19 protein-coding genes and 1 pseudogene are annotated in these 22,268 nt (G+C 67.6%); 7 read left to right on the forward strand and 13 right to left on the reverse strand.

Annotated elements, in window-relative coordinates; all coding sequences use genetic code 11:
• Window positions 1-7: 7 nt before the first annotated feature.
• From CFB89_RS17060 to CFB89_RS17090, 6 genes and pseudogenes are all read right to left on the reverse strand, one after another.
• Complete coding sequence (locus tag CFB89_RS17060; RefSeq protein WP_089468874.1) at window positions 8-835, reverse strand: carbohydrate ABC transporter permease; 828 nt, start codon at window positions 833-835, stop codon at window positions 8-10.
• Window positions 823-1,782 carry a carbohydrate ABC transporter permease gene (locus CFB89_RS17065; protein WP_256979689.1) on the reverse strand — a complete coding sequence of 320 codons (960 nt, stop codon included), beginning with the start codon at window positions 1,780-1,782 and terminating at the stop codon, window positions 823-825. Before CFB89_RS17065 ends, CFB89_RS17060 begins: the two co-directional genes overlap by 13 nt.
• Window positions 1,766-3,031: an ABC transporter substrate-binding protein gene (locus CFB89_RS17070; protein WP_373559870.1), complete on the reverse strand. Its 1,266-nt coding sequence runs from the start codon at window positions 3,029-3,031 to the stop codon at window positions 1,766-1,768. The genes CFB89_RS17065 and CFB89_RS17070 overlap by 17 nt, the downstream gene beginning before the upstream one ends.
• Before the next feature lie 233 nt (window positions 3,032-3,264).
• Window positions 3,265-3,474, reverse strand: a pseudogene (locus CFB89_RS17075) (winged helix-turn-helix domain-containing protein); the annotation flags it as partial.
• A gap of 311 nt (window positions 3,475-3,785) precedes the next feature.
• Window positions 3,786-3,941 (reverse strand): DUF3309 family protein, encoded by a 156-nt coding sequence (locus CFB89_RS17085; RefSeq protein ID WP_011881216.1) that lies wholly within the window; start codon window positions 3,939-3,941, stop codon window positions 3,786-3,788.
• A gap of 124 nt (window positions 3,942-4,065) precedes the next feature.
• The gene (locus CFB89_RS17090) at window positions 4,066-4,272 is read right to left on the reverse strand and encodes a DUF1737 domain-containing protein (protein WP_089468877.1); all 207 of its coding nucleotides are present in this window, start codon (window positions 4,270-4,272) and stop codon (window positions 4,066-4,068) included.
• Window positions 4,273-4,444: 172 nt separating this feature from the next.
• On the opposite strand from CFB89_RS17090, the gene CFB89_RS17095 reads away from it, so the two are divergent.
• The 6 genes from CFB89_RS17095 (at window position 4,445) to CFB89_RS17120 (ending at window position 10,045) form a co-directional block, all read left to right on the forward strand.
• The gene (locus CFB89_RS17095; RefSeq protein WP_089468878.1) at window positions 4,445-5,119 is read left to right on the forward strand and encodes a histidine phosphatase family protein; all 675 of its coding nucleotides are present in this window, start codon (window positions 4,445-4,447) and stop codon (window positions 5,117-5,119) included.
• A 19-nt stretch (window positions 5,120-5,138) separates the two neighbouring features.
• Window positions 5,139-6,170 (forward strand): phosphotransferase, encoded by a 1,032-nt coding sequence (locus tag CFB89_RS17100; RefSeq protein WP_089468879.1) that lies wholly within the window; start codon window positions 5,139-5,141, stop codon window positions 6,168-6,170.
• A 69-nt stretch (window positions 6,171-6,239) separates the two neighbouring features.
• Entirely contained in the window at window positions 6,240-7,004 is a 765-nt protein-coding gene (locus CFB89_RS17105) for an SDR family oxidoreductase (RefSeq protein WP_089468880.1), read from the forward strand.
• A gap of 7 nt (window positions 7,005-7,011) precedes the next feature.
• Window positions 7,012-7,770, forward strand: a complete 759-nt coding sequence (locus CFB89_RS17110; protein WP_089468881.1) for an SDR family NAD(P)-dependent oxidoreductase — start codon at window positions 7,012-7,014, stop codon at window positions 7,768-7,770.
• A 45-nt stretch (window positions 7,771-7,815) separates the two neighbouring features.
• Window positions 7,816-9,060: an acyl-CoA dehydrogenase family protein gene (locus CFB89_RS17115; protein WP_089468882.1), complete on the forward strand. Its 1,245-nt coding sequence runs from the start codon at window positions 7,816-7,818 to the stop codon at window positions 9,058-9,060.
• Window positions 9,061-9,139: 79 nt separating this feature from the next.
• On the forward strand, window positions 9,140-10,045 hold the full coding sequence (locus tag CFB89_RS17120; RefSeq protein ID WP_089468883.1) for a LysR family transcriptional regulator: 906 nt from the start codon (window positions 9,140-9,142) through the stop codon (window positions 10,043-10,045).
• 21 nt (window positions 10,046-10,066) lie between these two features.
• Here the strand turns inward: CFB89_RS17120 and CFB89_RS17125 are convergent, their stop codons facing one another.
• From CFB89_RS17125 to CFB89_RS17140, 4 genes are all read right to left on the reverse strand, one after another.
• The gene (locus CFB89_RS17125; RefSeq protein WP_089468884.1) at window positions 10,067-13,090 is read right to left on the reverse strand and encodes an FAD-binding and (Fe-S)-binding domain-containing protein; all 3,024 of its coding nucleotides are present in this window, start codon (window positions 13,088-13,090) and stop codon (window positions 10,067-10,069) included.
• A gap of 39 nt (window positions 13,091-13,129) precedes the next feature.
• On the reverse strand, window positions 13,130-13,891 hold the full coding sequence (locus CFB89_RS17130) for a 2-keto-4-pentenoate hydratase (RefSeq protein WP_089468885.1): 762 nt from the start codon (window positions 13,889-13,891) through the stop codon (window positions 13,130-13,132).
• Between the two features lie 50 nt (window positions 13,892-13,941).
• The gene (locus tag CFB89_RS17135) at window positions 13,942-15,216 is read right to left on the reverse strand and encodes an MFS transporter (protein WP_089468886.1); all 1,275 of its coding nucleotides are present in this window, start codon (window positions 15,214-15,216) and stop codon (window positions 13,942-13,944) included.
• Between the two features lie 148 nt (window positions 15,217-15,364).
• Window positions 15,365-16,585, reverse strand: a complete 1,221-nt coding sequence (locus CFB89_RS17140; protein ID WP_089469409.1) for an alanine--glyoxylate aminotransferase family protein — start codon at window positions 16,583-16,585, stop codon at window positions 15,365-15,367.
• Between the two features lie 183 nt (window positions 16,586-16,768).
• On the opposite strand from CFB89_RS17140, the gene CFB89_RS17145 reads away from it, so the two are divergent.
• On the forward strand, window positions 16,769-17,491 hold the full coding sequence (locus CFB89_RS17145) for a GntR family transcriptional regulator (RefSeq protein WP_089468887.1): 723 nt from the start codon (window positions 16,769-16,771) through the stop codon (window positions 17,489-17,491).
• A 49-nt stretch (window positions 17,492-17,540) separates the two neighbouring features.
• Here the strand turns inward: CFB89_RS17145 and CFB89_RS34940 are convergent, their stop codons facing one another.
• The 3 genes from CFB89_RS34940 to CFB89_RS17160 all read right to left on the reverse strand — a co-directional run bounded on the left by CFB89_RS34940 (window position 17,541) and on the right by CFB89_RS17160 (window position 21,902).
• Complete coding sequence (locus CFB89_RS34940; RefSeq protein WP_179233458.1) at window positions 17,541-17,747, reverse strand: hypothetical protein; 207 nt, start codon at window positions 17,745-17,747, stop codon at window positions 17,541-17,543.
• A gap of 207 nt (window positions 17,748-17,954) precedes the next feature.
• Window positions 17,955-19,088: a J domain-containing protein gene (locus tag CFB89_RS17155; RefSeq protein WP_089468889.1), complete on the reverse strand. Its 1,134-nt coding sequence runs from the start codon at window positions 19,086-19,088 to the stop codon at window positions 17,955-17,957.
• 429 nt (window positions 19,089-19,517) lie between these two features.
• A complete protein-coding gene (locus CFB89_RS17160) occupies window positions 19,518-21,902 on the reverse strand; it encodes a DNA polymerase II (protein ID WP_089468890.1) in 2,385 nt (794 codons plus the stop codon).
• Window positions 21,903-22,268: the final 366 nt, after the last annotated feature.

Below are 22,268 nucleotides of genomic sequence, written 5' to 3' on the forward strand. Positions count from 1 at the left end.
GTTCTCCTTATTTTCCCTTGACCATCGAATTGAGCAGCCGGCTCAGCATGCCGACGAAGACGAGCGGCGGCAGCGCGAGCAGCACGGTCGACGCGTTGATCACGCCCCACGGCACTTCCTGGCCGAGCGACGTGAACGCGGATGCGACCACCGGCAGCGTCGCGCTGCGCGACGACGTGAGCGCGAGCGCGATCATCAGTTCGTTCCAGACCAGCACGAAGCTGAACACGATGCCGCCGAGCAGCGTGCTCGCGCACACCGGCAGCGCGATGTGCCAGAACACCGCGTACGGGCCGTAGCCGTCGAGCGCGGCGGCTTCCTCGATCTCGCGCGGCAGCCGGCGGAACACGGGGATCGACAGCCACGTGATGGTCGACAGCGTGACGAGCAGGTACGTGACGATCATCGACAGCTTCGTGTCGTACAGCCCGAGATCGACCCAGATCGCGATCAGCGGCAGCGCGACCGCGACGGGCGGCAGGAAGCGCAGCGACAGCAGGAAGAACTGGATGTCGCGCTTGCCGCGCACCGGGTAGCGCGCGATCGCATACGCGGCCGGCACGCCGAGCACCGCGCCGATCAGCACGGCCGCGCCGACGATCGCGATGCTGTTGCCGAGCCCGATCAGCACTTCCGGGCTCGACAGCACCTGTTCGTAGTTCGCGAGCGTCGGCGTGAAGAAGAAGCGCGGCACGGGCGTGACGATGTCGAGCAGGTGCTTGAGCGAATTGAGCACGGCCCAGAACAGCGGGAACGCGGCGACGAGCAGGATCGCGCCGGCGATCGCGACGGTGGAAACGGCGGCGGGGCCGCGGCGGGCCATCAGTCGTCCCATTTGTTGACCCTCTTCCAGATGAGCGTGAAGACGAGCGTGGTCGCGACCATCATCAGCACGGCCATGGCCGACGCATAGGACACCTTGCCCGCGAGGCCGATGCCCTGCTGGTACGCATAGAGATCGAGCGTCTCGGTCGCGATACCGGGGCCGCCCTTCGTCATCACGTAGATCAGGTCGAACGAGCGCAGCGACTCGACCATCTTGATGAACACGAGGCTCACGAGCGGCGCCTTCAGCATCGGCAGCGCGATGTACGCATGCACCTGCCACGTCGTCGCGTAGTCGAGCCGCGCGGCTTCGAGCGGCTCGGGCGGCAGCGTCTCCAGCAGCTTCAGGATCACGACCGCGAAGAACAGCCCCCACTGCCACACGTCGACGAGCGCGACCGCGTACAGCGCGAGATGCGGATCGGCGAGGAATGCGGTGTTCTCGACGCCGAGCGTGCCGAGCAGCCAGCTCAGGATCCCGGTGAGCGGCGCGTACATGAACTTCCAGATGAACGCGGCAGACACGCGCGGCAGCAGCACCGGCATGATCAGCACCAGCGACGCGAGGCGGCGCCAGCGGCCGTGCACGCGCTCGAACAGGAACACCGCGAGCGCGATCCCGACGAGCACCGCGCCGGCGACCGTGACGACTTCCCACAGCACCGACACCTCGATCGCGTTCAGGAAGCGCCGGTCCGACGCGAGCCGCACGAAATTGCGCAGGCCGACGTATTCGCTGTCCGGGTAGCGCAGCACGCGGTTGCGCAGCGCGAGGTTGATCGCGGCGATCGTCGGGACGAGGCTCAGGACCGCGAGCAGCGCGAGCGTCGGCGCAAGGAACACCCACGGCAGGCTCGTGCGGTCGCGGCGCGCGCGGCCGCGCCGGGCCGACGTGGCGGGAGAGGCCGGGCGGACGCCGAGCGCGCGTCCGCCGGCGCCGTCATTTGCGAGCGCCATGTTCGAGCGCGTCCTTCGCGTACTGGTCCGCGTCGTCGAGCGTGCCGCGGATATCCGTCTGCGTGCCGGTGAACACCTGTTCGAGCGCGATGCCGAGGTTGTCGCCGATATCCGGCCACTGCGGCGTGCGCCAGATCGTCACCTGCGTGACGGGGTTGGTGTCGTTCAGCCCGGCCTGGATCTGCGGTGCGACGTGCTGCTTGAAGTACGGGCTCGCGATCGTGCTCGAGCGGTTGTAGTCGCTGAACACGCCGTTACGCAGCCGCGCCTGTTCCTGGTCCTTGCTGGTCGCCCATGCGATGAAGCGGCCGGCGGCCATCCGCGTGCAGTCGTCCTTCGAGCCGACCGCCGAGATCGCGAAGCCGTGGCCGTACGCGGCCGACGGCAGCGGCGCGGGCGGCCGCGTGTAGCCGACCTTGCCGGCCACGCTCGACTTGCTCGCGTCCTCCATCCAGTCCGCGAACGGCGTCGATTCGATCATGAACGCGACCTTGCCCGAACGGAACGCTTCGAGCGCGTTGCTCCAGTCGTAGGTCGCCGAGCCCGGCGGCGCGTACTTGAACAGGTCGCTGTAGAGCTGCGTGGCTTTCACGGCGGCCGGCGAATTGAACGCGGGCTGGCCGCTCTTGTCGGTCCACGCGCCGCCCATGCCGAGCATGAACGGCGACCAGCGCCACACGTTCATCCCCGAGCCGCGCTGGCCGCGTGCGACCCAGCCGTACAGTTTCGGCGGTGCGTTCAGCTTCTTGATCGCGGCGACGAGCTGATCGAGCGTCTTCGGCACCGGGATGTGCGCGGCATCGAGCAGGTCGCGGCGGTAGAACAGGAAGTCGCCGCCGCCGATCAGCGGCGCGAAGTACGCGACGCCGTTGTAGCTCGCGACCGCGCGGCGGCCGGGCAGGAAGTCGTCGTAGTCGTATTCCTTCGGGTAGTACTTGAGGAGCGGCACGATCCAGTGGGCCGACGCGAATTCGGCGACGTTCGCCTCGTCGACGTAGTAGATCTGGTAGGAACCCGCGCCGGTCGACGCGTCGAGCCGCGATTTCGCGCGGCGGTCGTTTTCGCCGAAATAGCTGATCTCGACCTTCGTGCCGCTCTTCTTCTCGTAGTCGGCCAGCGATTTCTCCATCACCGACAGGCCGAGGCTCTTCTGCGCGAGCACCCGAAGGGTCGGCACCTTGCAGGTTTGCGCGGCCGCGACGCCCGGCAGGCAGGCGCCGAGCAGCACGCCGGCTGCGACGATTCGCATCTTGTTCACCCGTGTCTCCTTGATTCTGCTTGTTCGAATGCCGCCGATGACGGCAGGAACAATGGTGTGACGCGGGCGAGGCGATCACCACATCAAAAGAGTTCGGAAACCGATACTTTTTGCTCAGGGTCGGTCGTGCGATGCACAAAATGTGGTGGTCGGGCGCGAACCGCACGTGTGAGCGGCAAGGCCCGCGCGTTCCGTCCGTTCCGTCGGGAAGCGCTCGCTGTCGGCGCCGGCGCGAGATCGTCGAGTTGCTTGCGCAGCTTGCTGACGTGGCTGTCGACCGTGCGCTCCAGCGCGTCGCCTTCCGGCAGGCAGGTCGCCATCAGCTCGGCGCGGCTGAACACGCGGCGCGGCGCGCTCGCGAGTTGCGCGAGCAACGTGAATTCGGCGAGCGTCAGCACGAGCGTGTGGCGCACGCCGCCGACTTCGACCATCGCCAGGCGGTCAGAATCTCGACGATCTCGCGACGGGCGGCCTCACACGAGGCGACATGTTGGGACGCTATGGATCGCTCACGGAGGATGCGCTTGCGCATCGGCGAGAGGCTGTGGCGGGTCGGGAGTGCGCGCTCGCACGTCGCGCACGCGTATCGGCCCAACAGCTTTATCGAAATGTGCGCAGAGGAATCGGGGAGGCACTGCCGTGCTTTGTTGCGCGGGTTGCTTGCGTTTGTAAAGAAGTCGTGAGGGAAACCCCGGTGCTGATACCGGAACGCGCGTGCCCATACCGCAGGCACGCGCGTCCATCCTCAGATGCGACCGAGCAGCACCAGTATCACGACAATGACGACGATCAGCCCGACGCTCCCCGATGGCCAGTAGCCCCAGCTTCGGCTGTGCGGCCATGCAGGAAAGGCTCCAATGAGCAGCAGAATCAGAACGATGATGAGGATCGTACCGAGCATCGCATCCCTCCAGAATTTATTCGACACGGTGTGCGCTGTCGCAATTCGCGTGCCGCGACGAGGGACCGATCACGCCGCAAGGCACCGCGGCCGCATCGAACGATTCGGAAGCGGGCGACCGCGATTACGCGCCGGTGTCCGTGCCGGCGGCGTCCGGCCAGAGCAGGGCCTGGGCGACGACCACGTGATCGCCGTTGAAAGTGGCGGCGGGCGATCCGTACAGGCGATAGCCGAGCGCCAGCGCGTCCGATACGCGGTGGCAAAACGTGGCGTCGTCCTTGCCTGTCAGCAGGCGATAGCGGGGCAGGTCGTTAGGCGGGGAATGCGACATGGGCGGGACTCCTGTGAAGGGGGCGGATCGGGCAGTATAAGTCGGACAAACCTGCGCCGCCGGCGAAGGCGGGCGAGGCATTTACCTCATGAATGCCGATTCATTCAACAAATAAATTTTAAAAATGGCCGCCCGCTCGCTATGCTGAATCCTTCACTCAGGCGGGCATGCAATGGCTGAACTCTTTCTGGTACGGCATGGGCAGGCGTCGTTCGGCACCGACGACTACGACCGGCTTTCCGCGGCGGGCGACCAGCAGGGCGTGTGGCTCGGCGAATACTTTACGCGGCAGGGCCTGACGTTCGACCGCGTGATCTGCGGCACGATGAACCGCCATGCGCAGACGGTCGCCGCGATCCTGCGCGGGATGGGCGGCGAAGGCGTCGCGGTCGATCGCCATCCGGGTCTGAACGAATACGATTTCCACGGGCTGTTCGCGGCGGCCGCCAGCGACTACCCGGAGATCGCGCGGCTCGCGGCCGGCTCGATGAAGGAGCATTTCCGCGCGCTCCGGCAGGTGCTGCAACTGTGGACCGAGGACAAGCTCGGCGAGGCGGCACCCGAAACCTGGGCGCATTTCCAGCAGCGCGTGGCCGACGCGCGCGCGGCGATCCGCGCAGGCGGCGGCCAGCGCGTGCTCGCGGTGAGCTCCGGCGGCCCGATCGCGGTCACCGTGCAGCAGGTGCTCGCGGCGCCGCCGTCGAGCGCGATCGCGCTGAATCTGCAGATCCGCAACAGCAGTCTTTCGCAGTTTTTCTTCAACGCCGACGCGTTCCACCTCGCGTCGTTCAACGGCATCCCGCACCTGGAGGATCCCGAACGACACGCGCTGCGAACCTACGGCTGACCCACGAACGATCGCGACGATGACGAACCCTTCCCAGCAACTCGACGTAGCCCGCCTCACGCGCTATCTGGAAACGCACGTCCCGGGCTTCGAAGGCCCGGTCGACACGGAGAAGTTTGCCGGCGGCCAGTCGAATCCGACTTTCCTGCTGAATGCGAAAAGCGGCCGCTACGTGCTGCGCCGCCAGCCGCCGGGCGAACTGCTGAAATCCGCGCACGCGGTCGACCGCGAGTTCCGCGTGCTCGCCGCGCTGTCGGGTACCGCGGTGCCGGTCGCGCACCCGTATCACCTGTGCGAAGACCGCGACGTGATCGGCAGCCTGTTCTACGTGATGAGCTTCGAGGATGGCCGGATCTTCTGGGATCCCGCGCTGCCGGAACTGCCGAAGGCCGATCGCGCGACCTGCTACGACGCGCTGCTGCAGACGATGGCCGCGCTGCACGACGTCGATGTCGACGCGGTGGGCCTCGCCGACTACGGCCGCCCGGGCAACTACTTCGAGCGGCAGATCGGCGTGTGGACGAAGCAGTATCGCGCGGCCGAAACCGGTCGCCTCGACGCGATGGAGGCGCTGATCGACTGGCTGCCGAAGGCGTGCCCCGAGGACACGGGCCGCCCGGCGCTCGTGCACGGCGATTTCCGGATCGACAACCTGATGTTCGCGCGCGACGGCTACCGCGTGCAGGCCGTGCTCGACTGGGAATTGTCGACGCTCGGCAACCCGCTCGCCGATCTCGCGTACTTCTGCATGTGCCTGCGGCTGCCGTCCGGCGGCCAGGTGCGCGGGCTCGCGGGCCAGGATCGTGCCGCACTCGGCATTCCCGACGAAGCGGCGATCGTCGCGCGCTACTGCGAACTGCGCGGCATCGCGCCGATCCGCGACTGGCATTTCTACCTCGCCTTCAGTTTCTTCCGGCTCGCGGCGATCGCGCAGGGCGTGAAGGCGCGCGCGTTGCAGGGCAACGCATCGAGCGAGCAGGCGCTGCGCGTCGGCGAAATGGCCGGCCGGCTGGCCGAACTGGCCGTCGGCGTGATCGACGCGCATCGCTGACCTCGCCGCGAATCGCCGCGGTCACCACGCGGCGGCACGACAACACAATCAATGGAGGAGCACAGCAACATGGCAACGAATCTGTTCGACCTGACGGGCAAGATCGCATTGGTGACGGGCGCAAGCCGCGGCATCGGCGAGGAAATCGCGAAGCTGCTCGCGGAGCAGGGTGCGCACGTGATCGTGTCGAGCCGCAAGATCGACGACTGCCAGGCGGTGGCGGACGCAATCATCGCGGCGGGCGGCCGCGCCGAGGCGCTGGCGTGTCACGTCGGGCGCCTGGAGGACATCGCCGCGACGTTCGAGCACATCCGCGGCAAGCACGGCCGCCTCGACATCCTCGTGAACAACGCGGCCGCGAACCCGTATTTCGGGCACATCCTCGATACGGATCTCGCCGCGTATGAAAAGACCGTCGACGTGAACATCCGCGGCTACTTCTTCATGTCGGTCGAGGCCGGCAAGCTGATGAAGACGCATGGCGCCGGCGCGATCGTCAACACCGCGTCGGTGAATGCGCTGCAACCGGGCGACCGGCAAGGCATCTACTCGATCACGAAGGCGGCCGTCGTCAACATGACGAAGGCGTTCGCGAAGGAATGCGGGCCGCTCGGCATCCGCGTGAATGCGCTGCTGCCGGGCCTCACGAAGACGAAATTCGCCGGCGCGCTGTTCGCCGACAAAGACATCTACGAGACGTGGAAGGCGAAGATCCCGCTGCGCCGCCATGCGGAGCCGCGCGAAATGGCGGGCACCGTGCTGTATCTCGTGTCGGACGCGGCGAGCTATACCAACGGCGAATGCATCGTCGTCGACGGCGGCCTGACGATCTGAGCACGCGATGAAACTCGCCAGCTACGCCGGCCAGGCCGTGATGATCACCGGCGCCGCGAGCGGCTTCGGCGCGCTGCTCGCGAGCGAACTCGCCGCGATGGGCGCGCGGCTCGCGCTGGGCGACCTGAACGGCGACGCGCTCGAACGCGTCGCCGCGCCGCTGCGCGCGGCCGGCGCGGACGTGATTGCGCAGCGCTGCGACGTGCGCGTCGAAACGGACGTCGCTTCACTGGTGCATGAAGCCGTCGCGCGTTTCGGGCGGCTCGACGTCGGCATCAACAACGCGGGCATCGCGCCGCCGATGAAGGCGCTGATCGACACCGACGAAGCCGATCTCGACCTGAGCTTCGCGGTGAACGCGAAGGGCGTGTTCTTCGGGATGAAGCACCAGATCCGTCAGATGCTCGCGCAGCGCGAAGGCGTGATCCTGAACGTCGCGTCGATGGCCGGGCTCGGCGGCGCGCCGAAACTGGCCGCGTATGCGGCGTCGAAACATGCGGTAGTCGGGCTCACGAAGACGGCCGCGCTCGAATACGCGCGCCACGGCATCCGCGTGAACGCGGTGTGCCCGTTCTACAGCACGACGCCGATGGTCACCGACAGCGAGATCGGCGAGCGCCAGGATTTTCTGGCGCAGGGCTCGCCGATGAAGCGGCTCGGCCGCCCCGACGAAATCGTCGCGACGATGCTGATGCTGTGCGCGAAGGACAACAGTTACCTGACCGGGCAGGCCGTCGCCGTCGACGGCGGCGTCTCGGCCTTCTGAACCGAACCGAACGAACCGAAACACGAAAATCTCGAGGAATCGATCATGGACTTTGGCTACACCCCGAAAGTGGAAGCGCTGCGCGAACGCGTGAGCGCCTTCATGGACGCGCACATCGTGCCGCGCATCCGCCAGTGGAACGACGAAGTGCACGCGGGGCAGTATCCGGTGTCGTTCATGGAGGAACTGAAGGAACGCGCGAAGGCGGAAGGGCTGTGGAACCTGTTCCTGCCGCACCTGAAGGACGACGAGCCGGGCACGGGCCTGACGAACCTCGAATACGCGCCGCTCGCCGAGATCATGGGGCGCGTGAGCTGGGCGTCGGAAGTGTTCAACTGCAATGCGCCGGACACCGGCAACATGGAGCTGCTGCACATGTTCGCGACGCCGGAGCAACGCGAACAATGGCTGCTGCCGCTGCTGCGCGGGGAAATCCGCTCGGCGTTCGCGATGACGGAGCCCGACGTCGCGTCGTCGGATGCGACCAACATCACGACGCGCATCGAGCGCGTGGGCGACGAATACGTGATCAACGGCCGCAAGTGGTTCATCACGAACGCCGCGCATCCGAACTGCAAGATCTTCATCGTGATGGGCAAGACCGATCCCGCGGCCGAGTCGCATCAGCAGCAGAGCATGATCCTCGTGCCGCGCGACACGCCGGGCGTGACGGTCGTGCGCAACATCACGGTGGTCAATCACTACGCGCCGGAAGGGCACTGCGAGATCACGTTCGACGACGTGCGCGTGCCGGCGCGCAACCTGCTCGGCGAGGAAGGCAGCGGCTTCGCGCTCGCGCAGGCGCGCCTCGGGCCGGGCCGCATCCACCACTGCATGCGGTCGATCGGCGCGGCCGAGCTGGCGCTGGAACTGATGGTCGACCGCGCGCAGTCGCGCGTCGCGTTCGGCAAGCCGCTGAACCGGCACGGCACCGTCGGCGAATGGATCGCGCGGTCGCGCATCGAGATCGACCAGGCGCGCCTGCTGGTGCTGAAGGCCGCGTGGATGATCGACAAGGTCGGCGGGAAGGCCGCGCGCAAGGAGATTTCGATGATCAAGGCGCTCGTGCCGACCGTTTATACGGACGTGTGCGATCGCGCGATGCAGGTGTTCGGCGCGGCCGGGTTGAGCCCCGATACGCCGCTGGCCGACCTGTGGACCTGGGGCCGCGCGCTGCGCTTCGCCGACGGCCCGGACGAGGTGCACCTGCAGGCGATCGCGCGGATGGAGATCAAGGACGGCGAACCCGGTTCGACCGCACCGTACCTGACGCCGCCGCCGCGCGGTTGAGAGGCTCCCCTCCCGGGAGCATGAGGTGGACGAACGGGAGGCGCACGCCGTATTAAGATGCCGGCAAGGAGATCCGGCGATGCGCCTTTCGAAGATTGATCTGAACCTGTTCGTCGTATTCGAGGCGATCTACAACAAGCGCAACCTGACGCGCGCGGCCGAGGTGCTGAACCTCACGCAGCCGGCCGTCAGCAACGCGCTGGCGCGGCTGCGCAAGACGCTGAACGATCCGCTGTTCGTCAGCACGCCGGCCGGGATGATGCCGACGCCGATGGCCGAGAACATCGTCGGCCGCGTGCGCGAGGCGCTGCAACTGCTCGATTCGAGCGCGCACGAAGGCGACGTGTTCGATCCGGCTTCGTCGGAGCGCGTGTTCCGGCTCAGCATGAGCGACCTGACCGAAGCGCTGCTGCTGCCGGCGCTCGGCGAACTGCTGCAGACGCATGCGCCCGGCATGCACGTGCGCAGCTACACGATGGACCGCCGTGAAGTCGCGACCGCGCTCGCGAACGGCTCGGTCGACATCGCGATCGACGCGCCGCTGATCGGCGATCCGCATCTGCACCAGGCGCTGCTCGTGCAGGACCGCTACGCGTGCATGATCCGCGACGATCATCCGTTCAAGGGCGACACGCTGACCATGGACGACTACCTGTCGATGGGGCACATTCACGTATCGAGCCGCCGCAAGGGCAGCGGGCACGTCGATGCGGAACTGACGCGGCTCGGGCTGCGCCGCAACATCCAGATGCGCGTGCAGCACTACATGGTCGCGCCGCTGATCGCGATGCGCGGCGATCTCGCGCTCACCGCGCCGCTGCGGCTGCTGCAGCGCTATCCGGCGCGGATTCTCGAACTGCCGTTCGAGATGCCGGGGCTCGATTACTTCTGCTACTGGCATCGCAGCGCCGATCAGGATCAGGGCAGCCAGTGGTTGCGCGGGCAGTTGATGGCGTTGATGGGCGGGATGGGGGAGGGGCGGTGAAGCCGCGCGGCGATGGCGTCGTCAGCATTGCAGCGCCTGCGCCAGCACGCGCGCCACATGTACGGCCTGCGTCTGTGCGCCATCGTGAATCTGATGCCGGCAACTCGTGCCGTCCGCGACGACGATCGCACCTTCGGCCCGCGCCCGCACGGCCGGCAACAGCGACAGCTCGGCCATCGCCTGCGATGCGTCGTAATGCTCGGCTTCGTAACCGAAGCTGCCGGCCATCCCGCAGCACGACGATTCGACCGGCGACACCTTGAGCCCCGGAATCCAGCGCAGCACGGTCTGCACCGGCGTGAAGGCGCCGAACGCCTTCTGATGGCAGTGGCCGTGCACCAGCGCCTCGGCGGTTCCGTCGAGTTCGCGCAGCCGTAGCGACAACCGGCCGGCTGCCTGCTCGCGGACGAGAAATTCCTCGAACAGGAACGCGTGGCTCGCGAGTCGCGCCGCTTCGTCACCGTAACCATAGGCAAGAAACTCGTCGCGCATCGACAGCAGGCACGACGGCTCCAGCCCCACGATCGCGGCGCCGCGTTCGAGGTACGGCCGCAACGTATCGAGCGTGCGCTTGGCCTCGGCCTTCGCTTCGTCGACGAGCCCGGCCGCGAGGAACGTGCGGCCGCAGCACAGCGGCCGCTCGCCCGCGCGCACGTTGAAGTGCACGGTGTAGCCGGCCGCTTCGAGCACCGCTTGCGCGGCGCGTGCGTTGTCCGGTTCCTGGTAGTTGCTGAACGTATCGACGAAGAGCAGCACTTCACGGGGCGACGTGCCGGCACCCGCATGCGTCGCCGCATCCGCCAGAAACGGCCGCGCAAACGCCGGCAATGCGCGCTGCGGCGCCAGCCCGATCCATCGTTTCAGCGCCGACGCGACGATCGGCACGCCGTTCGCGAATGCGATCGCGCCGTGCATCCTCGACGCCCATGGTGCGTAACGCGGCAGATACGCGACGAGCCGTTCGCGCAAGGACGTGCCGTGCTTGCGGCTCCATGCGTGCCGCGCTTCGATCTTGAAACGCGCCATGTCGACGCCGGTCGGGCAATCGCGCTTGCAGCCCTTGCACGATACGCACAGGTCGAGCGCGGCCTTCACGTCGTCGCCGGCGAGGCCGTCGGCGCCGAGTTGCCCCGTCACCGCGAGCCGCAATGTGTTCGCGCGGCCGCGCGTCACGTGCTGTTCGTCGCGCGTCACGCGGTAGCTCGGGCACATCGTGCCCGCGTCGAACTTGCGGCAGTGGCCGTTGTTGTTGCACATCTCGACCGCCGACGCGAGCCCGTGCGTGACGTCGGCACCCGTGCCGGGCGCGGTTTCGTCGCCGGTCAGCGGGTTGCGCGTGACGTTCCAGGCCGACCAGTCGAGCGCGGGCTGCAGCGGCCGCGCGGCATAGCCGGGCGCGAAGCGGAAGTTTTCGCGCGCATCCATGCGCGGCGGATTGACGATCTTGTCGGGGTTGAAGCGGTTGTCGGGATCGAACAGCGCCTTGATCTCCGCGAACGCCGCATTCAGGCGCGGGCCGTACTGCCATGCGATCCATTCGCCGCGGCACAGCCCGTCGCCGTGTTCGCCCGAATACGCGCCCTTGTACTCGCGCACGAGCGCCGCCGCTTCCTCGGCGATCGCGCGCATGCGCGTCGCGCCGTCGCGCCGCATGTCGAGGATCGGCCGCACGTGCAGCGTGCCGACGCTGGCATGCGCATACCACGTGCCTTCGGTTTCGTGCTTGTGGAACACGTCGGTGAGGCGGCGCGTGTATTCGGCGAGATGTTCGAGCGGCACCGCGCAATCCTCGATGAACGACACCGGCTTGCCGTCGCCCTTCATGCTCATCATGATGTTCAGCCCGGCCTTGCGCACGTCCCACAGCGCCTTCTGTGCGCCGGCCTCGGTCATCTTCACGACGCTGCCGGGCAGCCCGAGATCGGCCATCAGTTCGGCGAGCCGGTCGAGTTGCGCCAGTTGCGCGTCGCGCGATTCGCCCGCGAACTCGACGAGCAGGATCGCCTGCGGCTGTCCGACCAGCGCCTGCTCGATCACCGGCCGGAACGCCGGGTTCTCCATCGACAGGTCGATCATCGTGCGGTCGACGAGCTCGACGGCCACCGGCTCGAGCTTCACGATGTGCTGCGCGGTGTCCATCGCCTGGTAGAAGGTCGGGAAGTTCACGACGCCGAGCGTCTTGTGCGCGGGCAGCGGCGCGAGCTTCAGCGTGATCTGCCGGCTGTACGCGAGCGTGCCTTCCGAGCCGACGAGCAGGTGGGCGAGATTCGCGTGGCCGTCGTCGGTGTACGCGCGCGGGTTCTGGCAGTCGAACAGGTCGAGGTTGTAGCCGGCCACGCGGCGCAGCACCTTCGGCACGCGCTCCGCGAGCTCGTCGCGCTCGCGTGTCGCGATCCGTTCGACGCCGTGCAGCAGGTCGAGCGTGCGGCGGTCGGTGACGGGCTGCGCGAGCGATCCGAACCGGCATTCGCTGCCGTCCGCAAGGATCGCGTCGATCGCGAGCACGTTGTGCACCATGTTGCCGTACTCGATCGAACGCGATCCGCACGAGTTGTTGCCGGCCATCCCGCCGATCGTGCATTGCGCGCCGGTCGACACGTCGACCGGAAACCACAGCCCGTGCGGCTTCAGCCATGCGTTCAGGTGGTCGAGCACGATGCCCGGTTCGACGGTGACGGTGCGCGCGTGCGCATCGAATTCGACGATCCGGTTCAGCCATTTGCTGTTGTCGACCACGAGCGCCTCGCCGACCGTCTGCCCGCACTGGCTCGTACCGGCGCCGCGTGCGAGCACGGGGATCTGGCGGTCGCGCGCGATGTCGAGCGCGACGCGCAGATCGTCCTGGTCGCGCGGCACGACCACGCCGAGCGGCATGATCTGGTAGATCGACGCGTCGGTCGCATAGCGGCCGCGGCTCGCGCGATCGGCGTGGACGTCGCCGCGCATGGCCGTGCGCAGCCGCTCGAACAGCGGCGACAGCGCGGCACCTTGCGACGGCACGAGATGGATGGGGCGAACCAGCGAGGGCGTGATGGCGGATGTCATGGTGGCGGTCGGTATCGGGGAGAACGGAACGGGCGACGCTCACGCGAGCGTGACGCTGACGGGCGGCAGCCCCGGCATGCGGCCGACGGCCGTGCCCGCGGTCCGCGGGAAAAACATTCCCGTGTACGAGCCGGTCGTGACGACGGTGCCGGCCGGCAGCGCGATCCCGCGCCGCGACGCGTGATTCACGAGCCACGGCAGCAGGCGGCGCGGATCGCCCGCGGGGTTGGCGCCCGTCGCGGCCTCGGCGATGTCGCGCCCGTCGAACGTGAAAGCGGGAGCCGGTGCGACGAACGGGAAATCCGCGCGATAGCCGGTCATCTCGCCGAGCACGAGCGCGCCGTGATTCTGCAGGTCGGCGAGTTGCGCGGCGGGGGCGACGTCCGGCCATTCGCGGAAGCGGCTCGCGACGATCTCGATCGCGGCGCCCATCTGCGAGATACCGTCGAACACGTCGTCGTCGGCATACGCGGCGGCGCGCGGCGCGAAGTCGCGGCCGAAGCGGAACGCGATCTCCAGTTCGAGCCCGAGCGGCCGGAACGCGCCGCGCGGCAGCGTGACGCCGCTCGCATGCCGGCAGTCGTCCGGCAGCGGCGCGCCCTGGATCGGGCCGTCGGGTTGCTTCGCGCCGACCTTCCACGCGCCGATCGCGGCATGGCGTGCGGCGAGCACGTGCGCCTGCACCGCATACGCGGCGTCGGCGCTGGCGGGGACGAGTTCGGGCGGCAGCGCGGCGAACGCGATGCCTTGGTGCCAGCCGGCAACGAGCCGGGCGGCGAGATCGTGGGTAGCTTGGGTCATCGTCGGTAGCGGAAGAAAAGGCGGGCGCCGGCGGCAGCGCCCGGTTGGCGTCAGGCCGGCGAACGATTGGCGGCCGGGCGTTCGGCGGGCGCATCGGCGAAGCGGCTTTCCGGCTGCATGCGGAACGCGAGCAGCACGCCGACGCCCATCAGCACCATGCTGCCGATGAACGGCAGCTCCCAGTTGCCGAAGCGGTCGATCACGAAGCCGGAGATCACCGGCGACAGGATCGCCGCGAGCGCGGAGCCGGAATTCATCATCCCGCTCGCGGTGCCCGAGTATTCCGGCGCGATGTCCATCGGCACGGCCCACATCGGGCCGATCGTCATCTCGGCGAAGAAGAAGCCGGACGCGAGGCACGCCATCGACACGTACAGGTGATGCGTGAACAGCAGCGGCAACAGCGACAGCAACGTGAGCAGCATGCATACCGACACCATCCAGCTGCGCGCGCGCTTGAGGCTGCCGGTGCGCGCATAGATGCGATCGGTGACGAGGCCGCCGAGCGTGTCGCCGACCACGCCCGCGAAGAACACCGCGGACGCGAACACGGCCGATTTCTTCAGGTCGAGGTCGTAGCTGTGCAGGAAGTACTGCGGAATCCAGCTCAGGAACAGCCACAGCGTCCAGCCGTAGCAGAAGTAGACGATCGTTACCGGCATCATCCGGCGAAACAGCGGCCCCCACGGCACGGTCGCGGGCTTTTGCTTCGGCGGCGGCAGCGCATCGAGTTCGGCCTGCGTGATGCGCGGATGATCCTTCGGATGTTCGGTGTAGACGAGCGCCCAGACCGCGACCCACACGATGCTGATCACGCCGCAGATGTAGAACGATTCGCGCCATCCGTACACGGCCATCACTGCGACGACGGCGGCCGGCGCGACCGCGTTGCCGATCCGCGAGAACGCATGCGTGATGCCCTGCGCGAAGCCGCGTTTCTCGCGCGGTACCCAGCGCGCCATCGCCGACGTGGCCGCCGGGAACGTCGCGCCTTCGCCGAGCCCGAGCAGCAGCCGTGCGGCGAGCAGCGATGCGAGGCCGCCGGCCATCCCGGTGAGCAGCGTCGCGACGGCCCACAGCAGCCCGCACGCGAGCAGCGTGCGGCGCGCGCCGAAGCGGTCGCTGACCCAGCCGCCGATGATCTGGAACACGAGGTACGGATACGCGAACGCGGAGAACACCAGGCCGATCTCCGTCCTGTTCAGCCCGAATTCCCGGCCGAACCCGGCCGCCGCCGTGCTCACGTTCACGCGATCGAGGTACGTGATGAAGTACATCACGCATAGCATCACCAGCACGATGCTGGTCGCCCGGAACAGCTTCATGGTGCGTCTCCTTGATGTTGTCTGGCTTGCCGCTGCCGCGGCGCCGGCTCTGGGGCCGGTTGCGTGCCGATGCAGCGCGGCCGCGCGTCGTGCGGGGCCGCAAAGGGGAACGAGCGGAGCGCCCGCGATGCGCCGCGGGCACCTGTGGTCAGGCCGCCGCGCGCAGCGCGGGCGTGTGGCTGTGCGTTCCGAGCGCGTCCATCGCCGCGACGACGCCGCTCGCGGCAACCGGCACGCCGGCGAGCTTCAGCCCCATCTCGCAGCCGGCGAGCGTCGCCATCAGCGTGAGGTCGTTGCAGTCGCCGAGATGGCCGATGCGGAACATCCGGCCGCGCATCTTGCCGAGCGCCTGCCCGAGCGACATGTCGAAGCGTTCGTAAATCAGCTTGCGCACGGCGTCCGCGTCGACGCCGTCGGGCATCATCACGCCGGTCAGCACCGGACTGTAGACGGCCGGGTCCGCGCACTGGATCTCGAGGCCCCACGCGCGCACCGCGCGGCGCGTCGCCTCGGCGAGCCGCTGGTGGCGCGCGAACACGTTGTCGAGCCCTTCGCCGAGGATCATGTCGAGCGCTTCGGCGAGCCCGTACAGCAGGTTGGTGTTCGGCGTGTACGGCCAGTAGCCGTTCCGGTTTGCCTCGATGATCTCGTGCCAGCCCCAGAACGCGCGCGGCAGCGTGGCGTGCTCGCTCGCCGCGAGCGCCTTGGCCGACACCGCGTTGAAGCTGATGCCCGGCGGCAGCATCAGCCCTTTCTGCGAACCCGACACCGTCACGTCGACGCCCCATTCGTCATGGCGGTAGTCGGCGGACGCGAGCCCCGAGATCGTGTCGACCATCAGCAGCGCCGGGTGGCCGGCCGCGTCGATCGCGCGGCGCACGGCCGCGATGTCGGACGTGACGCCGGTGGACGTCTCGTTGTGCACCACGCACACAGCCTTGATGACGTGCGCGGTATCGGCGCGCAGGCGCGCTTCGACCAAGTCCGGCTGCACGCCGCGGCGCCAGCCTTCGATGCCCGGCAGGCCGAGGAACTCGGGCTTCAGGCCGAGCGCCTCGGCCATCTTCTTCCACAGCGTCGCGAAGTGGCCGGTCTCGTACATCAGCACCGTGTCGCCCGCGCTCAGCGTGTTGGTCAGCGCGGCTTCCCACGCGCCGGTGCCGGACGCCGGATAGATGACCACCGGCTGCGTGGTCTTGAAGATCTGCTTGATGCCGGCCAGCACCCTGAGGCCGAGCGCGCCGAATTCGGGGCCGCGGTGATCGATGGTCGGATAGCTCATCGCCCGCAGGATGCGGTCCGGCACCGGGCTCGGCCCCGGAATCTGCAGGAAGTGGCGGCCGGACGGGTGGAAGTCGAGTTGCAGCATGGTCATTCTATCTCCGTGGTTGTATTTTGAATTTTGCATGCAAAATACTTTAGCAGAGCGATCCCGATGGAACCAAGCGTTGATTTCGCCGAAGATGCCGGTGTTTACCCGACATTAGCCATGCGATATTCGGGTCGGGCCACTTGCAGTAGAATCGCGGGAAGCAAGAAGGAAGGACTTTGCATGCAAGATATGAATGATCTGGAGCATGCCGGCGGCGCGCCGGCACTGCCGAAACTGGAGCGGCAACGGTTGCACGACACGGTTGTCGAGCATTTGCGCAAGTTCATCGTCGAGGGCGTGCTGACGCCTGGCATGCGGCTGAACGAGCGCGAGCTGTGCGAGACGCTCGGCATCTCGCGCACGCCGCTGCGCGAGGCGTTCAAGGTGCTGGCGGCCGAGGGGCTGCTGGTGCTGTCGCCGAACCGCGGCGCGAGCGTGTACCGGATGACGGAATCGGAGATCCGCGAGACGTTCGAACTGATGTCGGGGCTGGAGGCGTTTTCAGGCGAACTGGCGTGCGAACGCATCACGCCGGCCGAACTCGCCGAGATCAAGGCGCTGCATTACTCGATGCTCGCGTGCCGGATGCAGAACGACCTGCCCGGCTACTACAGCCGAAACCAGGAAATCCACGACCGCATCAACGAGGCCGCGCGCAACTCGGCGCTGCGCGCGACGTACCAGTCGATCAACCGGCGGATCATGTCGATGCGGTTCCGTTCGAACCAGCACGTCGAGAAGTGGGATCGCGCGGTGCACGACCACGAGGAGATGATCAAGGCGCTCGACGCGCGCGACGGCAAGGCGCTCGCGGCGATCCTGCGGCGGCATCTGCTGGAAAAGCGCGACGCGGTGCTGTTGCTGCATGCGGAAGTCGATACCGACGTACACAAGCTCGCGTAACGACGCCGGTCGCGGCGCGATGCAGCCGCGTCACTGCATGCGTGTCACGTCACGCAGCGTCGATATCCGCCGGCGTGGACGCAAGGCCGTCGGCATTCCCGCGCGCTGCGCCGCCCTCTGTCTGCGCGTGCTCCGTCCAGCGCTGGATCATGTTGCGGGTGCGCGCGGGCGCGAGCATCGTCTGTTCGGGCTTGAACAGGTTGAAGGATGGGGCCTGCGGGCCGGCCCACGGGTTCGAGCCGTAGGTCAGCGACACCCTCTCGAACGGCACGTTGTATTGGCGGCCGGGCGTGAGCTGCCCGCCCGCGGCAGTGGTCGGATTTCACGTTCTCGTCGTTTCTCGCGCGGATCGACCGCGTGTTCAACCCGACCGGCGAAACGGGGCCGGCCTCGCGGCACCGCGCGTGATGCGCGCCGTGTGAACGGGCACGGCGGCGGCGCGCACGTGCGTGCCACCGTTTCGTCAGAACGGCTCGTCGTCGAAGCAGGATGCGGCGGGCCGGCGCTTCAGGTCCTTCAGCCAGTCCCGGACCTTGTCCGGATCGTCGAACTCGCGCAGTGCGACGGTCAGATCGTGGTTGCTGCGCTGCATGCCGGCAATGTCCCGCGTCAGCATGCGCATCACCGTATCGGGCGCGATCTTGGTCGACGACGCGATGCCGTACGTTCGCCTGAAATCGTTCTCGACGTGCACGATCTCCCGGTCGAGCTCGCGGAGCTGTTCCTCCAGGATGCCGTTGTAGTGCGTCAGCCGCGCCTCGCTCAGGCCGTCGATCGCGCGCCGGTCGATCTGTTCGATCTCCAGTTGCAGCTCCAGCAGGTGCAGGAGGTTGCCTTTCGCATACGCGTGGTTGACGCGTTGCATCAGCACGGTCTTGCGCGCCTGTTCCTCGGGATCGGTTTCGCGATCGGGATGCAGCGCGCTGGCGAGCTTGCGATAGACGTCGCGAAGCGACTTGCTCGATTCGGCCTGCTCGGCTTCGCGTCGCGCCTGCGCGGCCGATTGCCGGGGCGCCTTCTTGCGCTTCGCGCGCTGTGCTTCGCGGGCCTCGTGGGCGGCCATGTCGCGCTTGAACTGTTCGTCGAGTTCGGCCTGCATGCGCGCGGCGAGTTCGTCGGGCGACAGCGCGTCGAGATCGTCCGCCGGTTCGGCGGCGGGTGCGGGATCCGCTTCCGGTTCCGGCTTCGTCCGTGCGGGGGCGGCCGCTGCGCGGTCGTTGTCATCGGACAGGCAGTGCCGGTTGTAGATGATTTTCAACGTCGCGTCGTCGCTGACGCCGAGCAAGTCGCGCGCCATGTCGGCGATCAGCGCGGATAGCGTGCGTTGTTCGGCTTTGCTCAGACCTTTCTGCAAGAACGCGTCGTCGAGCAGGTTGAGCAACTGGATTCGCAACGCCGTCGACGCCTGTTCGAGCGGCAGCAGGCCGTCGACGAACTTCTTCTGGAACGCCGGCATCACGGCGTCCCACGCGCCGAGCCGCTCGCGGCGCTTTTCGATCTGCTTGACGAGCGTATTGAACGTTTGCTGGGCTTTCGACAGGCTGGCTGTCTCGTGGCCGGGTGCGATGGCGACCGCGGCACCGCGACGTGCGGTCATGATGAGTGTCCTCCGGCCGCGGCAGGACGCGCGGCAGGCCGGTATTTTAGCCGGATGCCTGCGAGGCGGCGCGGAATTTAGGAACCTGAACGACCGGATAAACGGCGATTCCTGGCGGGCTGTGTTCGAGAATGCGAGAGCGCGCGCAAGGGCGCATGCCGCTGGGATCGTGCATCGGCACGTGCTGCGACGGCGCTACCCGCATTGACCACTCCTGATGCGCGCGACGCGGACAGAGACGGCAGCCGGAAGCGCGCGGTGTCCGAGTCCGATGTCAGGCCGGGGAAATGGGTGTTGCTTATCGTGCGGCGGGCGGGCGTGTACGAATGCCGATCGATGTCGCTATGAATCGATCGCGAAACAAGGGGAGACGCGCCGCTAGAAGGAAATCGGTTGCACGCGCAACCGGGCCCCCCGGAGTGGGGTCCGTCAGTCGCCGAACAGCTGCCCTTGCCCGGAGATCACGCGTTCGAAATCGTCGCGCAGGAACGGCAGGATCGCATCGGCGACGGGCTGAAGCTGGCGGCTCAGGTAGAACGCGTAGTCGATCGGCGAGCGCATCGTCTCCAGCGGCTCGGGGCCGGCCGTCGTCATCACGTAGCTGATCCAGCCGCCGCGCTGATACTGCAGCGGCCGGCCCTGCGCGTGATTGAAGTCGTCGGCGATCCGCGCCGCGCGCACGTGCGGCGGCACGTTGCGTTCGTATTCGCGCAGCGGCCGGCGCACGCGCTTGCGGTAGACGAGCTGATCGTCGAATTCGCCGGCCAGCGTGCGACGCACGTAGTCGCGAATGAAATCCTGGTACGGCTCGCGCCTGAACACGCGCCGGTACAACTCGCGCTGGAACTGCTGCGCGAGCGGCGTCCAGTCGGTGCGTACCGTTTCGAGCCCCTTGAACACGAGATCCTCGCCGCCGTCGGCCGTCGCCGCGAGGCCCGCATAGCGCTTCTTGCTGCCTTCTTCCGCGCCGCGCACGGTCGGCATCAGGAAGCGGCGGTAATGCCGCTCGTATTGCAGCTCCAGCGCGCTGTCGAGCCCGAACTGCTCGCGCAGATGGACTTGCCACCAGCGATTCACGTGCTCGACGAGCGCGCGACCCTTGGCGCCGGCTTCGTCGTCGTCATGCGCATGGCCGAGCCAAACGAACGTCGAATCGGTATCGCCGTAAATCACTTCGTAACCCTGAGCTTCGATCAGTTGGCGCGTGCGGTGCATGATTTCGTGGCCGCGCATCGTGATCGACGACGCGAGGCGCGGGTCGAAGAAGCGGCAGCCCGTCGAACCGAGCACGCCGTAAAACGAATTCATGATGATCTTCAGTGCCTGCGACAGCGGCGCGTTGCGCTGCCGCTTCGCGTCGTCGCGGCCTTCCCACACGCGGCGCACGATGTCGGGCAGGCAGTGAGCGGTGCGCGAGAAACGCGCGCCGAGAAAGCCGGGCACCGATGCGTCGTCGGCGGGCTGCGCGAGCCCCTCGATCAGGCCGACCGGATCGATCAGGAACGTGCGGATGATCGACGGATAGAGGCTCTTGTAGTCGAACACGAGCACCGAGTCGTACAGCCCGGGGCGCGAATCCATCACGAAGCCGCCGGGGCTGTTCTGCCCTGTCACGTCGCCGAGGTTCGGCGCGACGTAGCCGAGCCGGTGCATGCGCGGCAGGTACAGGTGCGTGAACGCCGCGACCGAGCCGCCGGTGCGATCGGCCGCGAGGCCCGTGACGCTTGCGCGTTCGAGCGCGAAGGAGAGCAGGTCGGCCTTGTCGAAGATGCGCGTGACGAGTTCGCAGTCCTTCAGGTTGTAGCGCGCGAGCGCGGGCTTGTCATGATCGAAGCGGCGCTGGATCTCGTCCATCCGCTGGTACGGGTTGTCGATCGACTTGCCTTCGCCGAGCAGCGATTGCGACACGTATTCGAGGCTGAACGACGGGAAGGTCCACGTCGCGGATTTCAGCATGTCGATGCCGTCGAGGATCAGCCGGCCGGCCGCGCCCGCGAAGAAGTGATCGGGCTGCTGGCCGTGCGCGCGCCAGTCGAGCACGCTGCCGCCGCGCCCGAGCTTCAGCGGGATGCCGAATTGCTCCGCGTGCGCGTGCAGGATGCGCAGGTCGAACTGCACGAGGTTCCAGCCGATCACCGCGTCGGGGTCGTGCGCGTCGAACCAGTCGTTGAGCCGCGCGAGCATGGCGGCGCGGCTGTCGCAATAGTCGAGGTTGAAGTCAAGGGGAGCTGCGCTGCCGCTTGCGTCGCCGTTCGGCGGGCCGAGCATGTAGACCTGACGTTGTCCGCAGCCTTCGAGCGCGATCGAGTACAGCTCGCCGTGAACGCTGGTTTCGATGTCGAGCGACACGCAGCGCAGCGTCGGGCGGTAACCGGTTGCGGGCTTCAGCTCGCCGCCGGTGAGCGTGCCGTCGCGGCCGGGCTGGCCGCGAAACTGAACGCATGCGGTGATGAAGCGCTCCATCGCGTAGCGGTCGGGCGGCTGCACGTCGGCTTCGTAGACATCGACACCGGCGGCGGCGAGCCGCTTCTGGAGCCCGGACAGATGGCGGTAGCGCTTGCAATAGAGGCCGACGACCGGGCGCTGCCGGAAGTCGCGCAGCGCGAGCGGGCGCAACTCGGCTTCGCGCTCGTCGGCCAGCGTCCGTTCGGCAAGCGCCTGCTGTTCGGCCGGGATGAACGCGACCGCTTCCTGCGGGCGCAACCGCACGCGGCGCGGACCGTGTTCGGTTGCCAGCCAGAACTCGATCTCGATGCCGGATGCGGTGTCCCGCCAGTGGCGGGTAAGGATGAAGCCCTGCTCGAACGCCGTCAAAACGCTTGCTCGTGGTGGATGCCCAGGCGGCGGATTTTAGCGCCTGGACGCGGTTTGCGCCGGCGTCGGGCCGATGGCACCAGATGGCAGGAAAGGCGGCGCGCGATGCGCCATCCCGTGCGGGCCGCATCGATCGGCCCAGCAACCAGTGGCGCATGACGATTGCGTGGCGCTTCTGCGTGACGTATTCCTCTATCGCGAGTCGAGGGCACCGTCACCGACGTGGGGCAGTGTCGCGGTGGCGCCGTCGCCATCCGGGAATTCGATGACGACGGGATGCGACTTGGCAGTGCGCGGCACATCATGGTCGAGCGTCACGATGCTGCCCCGGATAGAGGTGCGAATGGTGGGTACGCAGCAGGACGG

Source organism: Burkholderia sp. AU16741 (genome assembly GCF_002223345.1).
Taxonomy (GTDB): Bacteria; Pseudomonadota; Gammaproteobacteria; order Burkholderiales; family Burkholderiaceae; genus Burkholderia; species Burkholderia sola.